Origin of the sequence: Streptomyces sp. (assembly GCF_031178505.1) — a bacterium.
Taxonomy (GTDB): Bacteria; Actinomycetota; Actinomycetes; order Streptomycetales; family Streptomycetaceae; genus Streptomyces; species Streptomyces gulbargensis.
This window is the reverse complement of sequence record NZ_JAPSIW010000374.1, coordinates 1-6,695: the sequence shown is the minus strand read 5'-3', so window position 1 is coordinate 6,695 and position 6,695 is coordinate 1. Positions and strand designations below refer to the sequence as shown.

The following is a 6,695-nucleotide window of genomic DNA, read 5'->3' as shown; positions in this document are numbered from 1 at the left end:
CGCGGCCGATGTTGTCCGAGGCGCCGTAGGAGTACCAGACGTGGCCGCCGACGACGAGCATGGTCGCGGCGGACAGGTTCACGCCGTTGTGGCGGGCGAAGTAGAGCCGCATGCGGTTGGGGTCCTCATTGTTGAGGACGGTCCACATGCGCTGGAAGTACGAGAGCGGGCGCGGCCGGAAGCGGTCGCGGACGGCCGTGATCTCGTACAGGCGCTGCCACTCGCCCAGGTCCTCGTAGCCGCCCTGGACGACCTCGACGCCGGCCTTCTCGGCCTTCTTGATGTTGCGGCGCCACAGCTGGTTGAAGCCCTTGAGGACGTCGTCCAGGGAACGGTTCGCGAGCGGGACCTGGAAGACGTAGCGGGGCTGGACGTCGCCGAAGCCGGCGCCGCCGTCCTCGCCCTGCTGCCAGCCCATCCTCCGCAGCCGGTCGGCGACCTCGAAGGCGCGCGCCTCGACGTGCGTGGCCTGGACGTCCTTCAGGCGCTTGACGTCCGGATCCTGGATGCCGGACTTGATGGCGGCGGCGTCCCAGCGGCGGATGACGACCGGCGGGCCCATCTTCACCGAGAAGGCGCCCTGCTGCTTGAGGTGGGCCAGCATCGGCTGCAGCCACTCGTCGAGGTTGGGCGCGTACCAGTTGATGACGGGGCCCTCGGGCAGGTACGCCAGGTAGCGCTTGAGCTTGGGGAGCTGACGGTAGAGCACCAGTCCGGCGCCGACGAGCTCGCCGTTCCTGTCGAACCAACCGAGGTTCTCCGAGCGCCACTCGGTCTTCACGTCCGCCCACGCCGGGACCTGGCAGTGGCTCGCCGCGGGCTGGCTCTGGATGTACGCCAGATGCTGCTCTCGGCTGATGGTCCTCAGGGTCAGGCTCATGCGGGGCGCTCCTCGGCAGGTGTGTCCCCATCGGTTCAGGGGCTCCGGCTCTCGCGCCGAAGCCTACTGCGAGCGGGGAGCGCCCCGAATGGCTGTGTGGGCGGTGACGTGCCGCGGGCCTCCTCCGAAGGGGTGCCTGCGGGGTGTGCCGCCTCAGCCGACGAGGCCGCCGAAGAGGCCGCCGTGGGCCATGCCGAGGAAGAAGCCGACCGCCGCCGCGCCGAGCCCGACGATCAGGGCGAAGCGCTCGCGTGTCGTGACCGAGATGAACTGTCCGTAGGCCCCGGTGATGATTCCGATCAGGCCCGTCCAGGAGCTGAGCAGATGGAGGTCGTGGAACTGCGCGGTGACGAAGGAGAGGACACCGAGGACCAGCGTCACGCCCACCAGGGTGTCCTGGAGGGGGTGGGGCTTGCCGTCGGTGGCGAAGAGGGAGTGTCCGGGGTCGCGTCGCATTGCCTGTGCCATGGGGCACCTCCTGGCGTGCCGTCCGGAAGGCGGCGCATCCTAGCGCCGCCTACGTCCGATGTGTACAGATTGCGTCCCTTCCCCCCAGGATTTCAACCGCAGGCGTGCGGGCGGGTACTCTGTACGGTCTGCACCGGTGTCTGCCCAGGCTCGTCCTGGTCACTCGGCGGGACCCCCGTTCGACGGGGGGTCTGTCAGTGGTCGCGGATACCGTTGTTCACGCATCACGACCCTCCTGCCACGGAACGACCGTGGCCGCTGAGTCCAAAGGAGGTGGGTTCCACATGCGTCACTACGAGGTGATGGTCATCCTCGACCCCGATCTCGAGGAGCGCGCTGTCTCCCCGCTGATCGAGAACTTCCTCTCCGTCGTCCGTGAGGGCAACGGAAAGGTCGAGAAGGTCGACACCTGGGGCCGTCGTCGTCTCGCCTACGAGATCAAGAAGAAGCCCGAGGGCATCTACTCGGTCATCGACCTGCAGGCCGAGCCTGCGGTCGTCAAGGAGCTCGACCGCCAGATGAACCTGAACGAGTCGGTCCTCCGGACCAAGGTCCTCCGTCCCGAGACCCACTGAGCTTTCCGCTCAGAGGTCATCGGGTCCGAGTAGCAACAAGCAGCCAGAAGCAATCCCGCCGAGAGGTTCACCCATGGCAGGCGAGACCGTCATCACGGTCGTCGGCAATCTCGTCGACGACCCCGAGCTGCGCTTCACCCCGTCCGGTGCGGCGGTCGCGAAGTTCCGCGTCGCGTCCACTCCCCGCACCTTCGACCGCCAGACGAACGAGTGGAAGGACGGCGAAAGCCTCTTCCTGACCTGCTCGGTCTGGCGTCAGGCGGCGGAGAACGTCGCCGAGTCGCTCCAGCGAGGCATGCGCGTCGTCGTGCAGGGCCGGCTGAAGCAGCGGTCCTACGAGGACCGTGAGGGCGTCAAGCGCACGGTCTTCGAGCTGGACGTCGAGGAAGTCGGCCCCAGCCTCAAGAACGCCACGGCCAAGGTCACCAAGACCGCCGGCCGCGGTGGTCAGGGCGGCTACGGCGGTGGTGGCGGCGGCCAGCAGGGTGGCGGCAGCTGGGGTGGCAACTCCGGCGGCGGTCAGCCGGGCGGCGGCGGTGCTCCCGCCGACGACCCGTGGGCGACCGGCGGCCCGTCCTCCGGCGGCCCGCAGGCCGGCGGCGGCAGCTGGGGTGGCAACTCCGGCGGTGGCTACTCGGACGAGCCTCCCTTCTAGGGCCCGCCCTGGAAGCAGCTCGTACCCCCACTTCTTGATCACACAGGAGAAACACCATGGCGAAGCCGCCTGTGCGCAAGCCTAAGAAGAAGGTCTGCGCGTTCTGCAAGGACAAGACCGCGTACGTGGACTACAAGGACACGAACATGCTGCGGAAGTTCATTTCCGACCGCGGCAAGATCCGTGCCCGCCGCGTGACCGGCAACTGCACGCAGCACCAGCGTGACGTCGCCACGGCCGTCAAGAACAGCCGTGAGATGGCGCTGCTGCCCTACACGTCCACCGCGCGATAAGGGAAGGGTGACCGAAAAATGAAGATCATCCTCACCCACGAGGTCTCTGGCCTCGGTGCCGCCGGCGATGTCGTCGACGTCAAGGACGGTTACGCTCGCAACTACCTGGTCCCGCGCGGTTTCGCGATCCGCTGGACCAAGGGTGGCGAGAAGGACGTGGCGCAGATCCGCCGCGCCCGCAAGATCCACGAGATCGCGACCATCGAGCAGGCCAACGAGATCAAGGCCCAGCTCGAGGGCACCAAGGTGCGTCTGGCTGTTCGCTCCGGCGACGCCGGCCGTCTCTTCGGTTCCGTGACCCCGGCCGACATCGCCTCGGCGATCAAGTCCGCGGGTGGCCCCGACGTCGACAAGCGTCGCGTCGAGCTCGGTTCGCCGATCAAGACCCTGGGCTCGCACCAGGTGTCCGTGCGTCTGCACCCCGAGGTTGCCGCGAAGCTCGGCGTCGAGGTCGTCGCCGCGTAACGCTGCCCTCAGCAGTGACACGAGCAGTACGGAAGGGCCGCACCCCTCGGGGTGCGGCCCTTCCGCCGTTTCACGTGAAACGTTCAGGTGCACGTGAAACGGCGGCTAGCGGGTGGCCCCGGTGACGATCCAGCGGCCGGAACGCATACGGAAGCTCAGCGTGAGCATGCGGACGGTCATCATCAGCGCCATCGTCCACCAGACCGCGGTCAGCCCACCGCCGAGGACCGGCACCAGGAGGGCGACGGGGGCGAAGACCACGAGCGTCACCAACATCGCCCAGGCCAGGTACGGCCCGTCGCCCGCCCCCATCAGGACACCGTCGAGAACGAAGACCACGCCGGCGACCGGCTGGGAGAGCGCGACGACCAGGAGGGCCGGGAGCAGGGTGTCCTGGACGGTCGGATCACCGGTGAACAGCGGTACGAAGAGGGGGCGGGTCAGAACCAGCAGGACCCCGAGCACGACCCCGGAGACCACGCCCCACTGCACCATCCGTCGGCAGACCTGGCGAGCCCCCTCGGCGTCGTCGGCGCCGAGATAGCGCCCGATGATGGCCTGCCCCGCGATGGCGATGGCGTCGAGCGCGAAGGCCATCAGGCTCCACAGCGCCAGAATGATCTGGTGGGCGGCCACCTCGGCGTCCCCGAGCCGCGCCGCGACGGCCGTGGCGATCATCATGACGGCGCGGAGCGAGAGCGTACGTACCAGAAGCGGGACGCCGGCCTGGGCGGAGGCACGGATACCGGCCGCGTCGGGCCGGAGGGAGGCGCCGTGCCGCCGGGCACCCCGGACGACCACGACGAGATAGGCGACCGCCATGCCGCACTGGGCGATGACGGTGCCCCACGCGGAGCCGGCGATGCCGAGTCCGGCCCCGTAGACGAGGCCCACGTTCAGCGCCGCGTTGGCGGTGAAGCCGGCGATGGCCACGTAGAGCGGGGTACGGGTGTCCTGGAGCCCGCGCAGGACGCCGGTGGCGGCCAGGACGATCAGCATCGCGGGGATGCCGAGGCTGGAGATCCGGAGATAGGTGACGGCGTGGGGGGCCGCGGTGCCGGAGGCTCCGAAGAGGTCGACCAGCCAGGGAGCCGTGGGCAGGGTCACCGCGACGACCGCGAGGCCGAGGAAGGTGGCCAGCCAGATGCCGTCCATGCCCTGACGGATGGCGGCCGGCAGATCGTCCGCGCCGACCCGGCGTGCGACGGCGGCCGTGGTGGCGTAGGCGAGGAAGACGAACACGCTCACGGCGGTGGACAGCAGAGCCGCGGCGATGGCCAGACCCGCGAGTTGCGGGGTGCCCAGATGGCCGATGACGGCGCTGTCGACCATGAGGAAGAGGGGCTCCGCGACGAGAGCACCGAAGGCCGGCAGGGCGAGGGAGACGATTTCGCGGTCGTGGCGGCGGCGGACGGATCGGGGAGTCGCGGAGGCCTGGGTCATGGCATCAATCTAATCTTCCACAGGTAAGCGATGCAACGCCATGTCATCCCTTACTTGCGGCGGGCTCGCGACTTCGGGTGTGGGCTGTTTGTTCCGTTCCTGCCCCGGGTGGAAAACTTTTTCTCCCCCACAGGCCGTGGATGGAAAAAGACCAGGTCAGACCAGTCGTGGCGTGAGCCCTATGAGTTTGTCCACACAGCTGTCCCCCGCTCCGTGCACAGGATCGGGCGGGTTCTCCACAGCATCTGGGCCTTCACCCACAGGGCCTGTGGATAACCAGATTGGCTGACGCCCTCCGCGGCCCTACCGTGGACCGGCGCCCGACGCGCCAGTAGCGGTCGCGAAAGCCACTCTTTGATCGAAGCCGTGGCGTGAAAGAGTGGCACGGCGAGGTCCGCGGAGCGGACGGGAGGAGGTGGCTTGGTGAGCATTCCCGAGCCCTTGGACGATCCCTGGGCCGACAGCGGACCCAGCGACCGGCTGCCCACCCGTACCCGAGGTGAGGGCCGGGGCCGCGGTCGCGGCCGGGACGACCAGCTCGAGCGCGGCGGCGACGGCCCCTGGGACGGCGGACTCTCCACCTTCGAGCGGGTGCCGCCGCAGGACCTCGACGCCGAGCAGTCCGTGCTCGGCGGCATGCTCCTGTCCAAGGACGCCATCGCGGACGTCGTGGAGATCATCAAGGGTCACGACTTCTACAAGCCCGCCCACGAGACGGTCTTCGCGGCGATCCTCGACCTCTACGCCAAGGGCGAGCCCGCCGACCCCATCACGGTCGGCGCCGAGCTCACCAAGCGCGGAGAGATCAACCGCGTCGGCGGCGCCTCCTATCTGCACACCCTGGTCCAGTCCGTGCCGACCGCGGCCAACGCCGCGTACTACGCGGAGATCGTCCACGAGCGGGCCGTCCTGCGCCGTCTCGTCGAGGCCGGCACCAAGATCACGCAGATGGGGTACGCGGCCGACGGCGACGTCGACGAGATCGTGAACTCCGCCCAGGCCGAGATCTACGCGGTCACCGAGCAGCGCACCACCGAGGACTACCTGCCGCTCGGCGACATCATGGAAGGCGCGCTCGACGAGATCGAGGCGATCGGTTCGCGCAGCGGTGAGATGACCGGTGTGCCGACCGGCTTCAGCGACCTCGACGCCCTCACCAACGGCCTTCACCCGGGCCAGATGATCATTATCGCGGCGCGTCCCGCCATGGGTAAGTCCACCCTCGCGCTGGACTTCGCCCGGGCCGCGTCGATCAAGCACAACCTGCCGAGCGTCATCTTCTCGCTCGAAATGGGCCGCAACGAGATCGCGATGCGTCTGCTCTCGGCGGAGGCCCGCGTGGCGCTGCACCACATGCGCTCCGGCACGATGACGGACGAGGACTGGACGCGGCTCGCCCGCCGGATGCCGGACGTCTCGCAGGCCCCCCTCTTCATCGACGACTCCCCCAACCTGTCGATGATGGAGATCCGGGCGAAGTGCCGGCGTCTGAAGCAGCGCAACGGCCTCAAGCTCGTCATCATCGACTACCTCCAGCTGATGCAGTCCGGCGGCTCCAAGCGCGCCGAGAGCCGCCAGCAGGAGGTCTCCGACATGTCCCGTAACCTCAAGCTCCTCGCCAAGGAGCTCGAACTCCCGGTGATCGCCCTCTCCCAGCTGAACCGTGGCCCCGAGCAGCGCACCGACAAGAAGCCGATGGTCTCGGACCTGCGAGAGTCCGGCTCCATCGAGCAGGACGCCGACATGGTGATCCTGCTGCACCGCGAGGACGCCTACGAGAAGGAGTCCCCGCGCGCCGGCGAGGCCGACATCATCGTCGGCAAGCACCGAAACGGACCCACGGCCACGATCACCGTCGCCTTCCAGGGCCACTACTCCCGCTTCGTGGACATGGCGCAGACCTGACGGACGGACGT

The 6,695-nt window shown here is 68.6% G+C and carries 8 protein-coding genes; 5 read left to right on the top strand and 3 right to left on the bottom strand.

The features are described from left to right. Together RIF68_RS22460 and RIF68_RS22455 are read right to left on the bottom strand one after the other, a co-directional pair. Positions 1-880 (bottom strand): peptidoglycan bridge formation glycyltransferase FemA/FemB family protein (locus tag RIF68_RS22460; protein ID WP_309053088.1); only part of this gene is annotated, 880 nt, incomplete at its 3' end. Positions 881-1,033: 153 nt separating this feature from the next. Beyond that, complete coding sequence (locus tag RIF68_RS22455) at positions 1,034-1,348, bottom strand: hypothetical protein (RefSeq protein WP_309053087.1); 315 nt, start codon at positions 1,346-1,348, stop codon at positions 1,034-1,036. A gap of 284 nt (positions 1,349-1,632) precedes the next feature. Between RIF68_RS22455 and rpsF the strand changes: the two genes are divergently transcribed. The 4 genes from rpsF to rplI all read left to right on the top strand — a co-directional run bounded on the left by rpsF (position 1,633) and on the right by rplI (position 3,336). Continuing rightward, positions 1,633-1,923, top strand: a complete 291-nt coding sequence (gene rpsF / locus RIF68_RS22450; protein ID WP_004950685.1) for a 30S ribosomal protein S6 — start codon at positions 1,633-1,635, stop codon at positions 1,921-1,923. Positions 1,924-1,996: 73 nt separating this feature from the next. Beyond that, positions 1,997-2,578, top strand: a complete 582-nt coding sequence (locus RIF68_RS22445; RefSeq protein WP_309053086.1) for a single-stranded DNA-binding protein — start codon at positions 1,997-1,999, stop codon at positions 2,576-2,578. A gap of 56 nt (positions 2,579-2,634) precedes the next feature. Continuing rightward, entirely contained in the window at positions 2,635-2,871 is a 237-nt protein-coding gene (gene rpsR / locus RIF68_RS22440) for a 30S ribosomal protein S18 (protein WP_005315025.1), read from the top strand. Positions 2,872-2,889: 18 nt separating this feature from the next. Beyond that, positions 2,890-3,336, top strand: a complete 447-nt coding sequence (gene rplI / locus RIF68_RS22435; RefSeq protein ID WP_017240417.1) for a 50S ribosomal protein L9 — start codon at positions 2,890-2,892, stop codon at positions 3,334-3,336. A gap of 105 nt (positions 3,337-3,441) precedes the next feature. On the opposite strand, the gene RIF68_RS22430 is transcribed toward rplI, so the two are convergent. Continuing rightward, entirely contained in the window at positions 3,442-4,779 is a 1,338-nt protein-coding gene (locus RIF68_RS22430; protein WP_309053085.1) for an MATE family efflux transporter, read from the bottom strand. Between the two features lie 423 nt (positions 4,780-5,202). Here RIF68_RS22430 and dnaB point away from each other — a divergent pair, with 423 nt between their 5' ends. After that, a complete protein-coding gene (gene dnaB, locus RIF68_RS22425) occupies positions 5,203-6,684 on the top strand; it encodes a replicative DNA helicase (RefSeq protein WP_309053084.1) in 1,482 nt (493 codons plus the stop codon). Positions 6,685-6,695 lie beyond the last annotated feature (11 nt).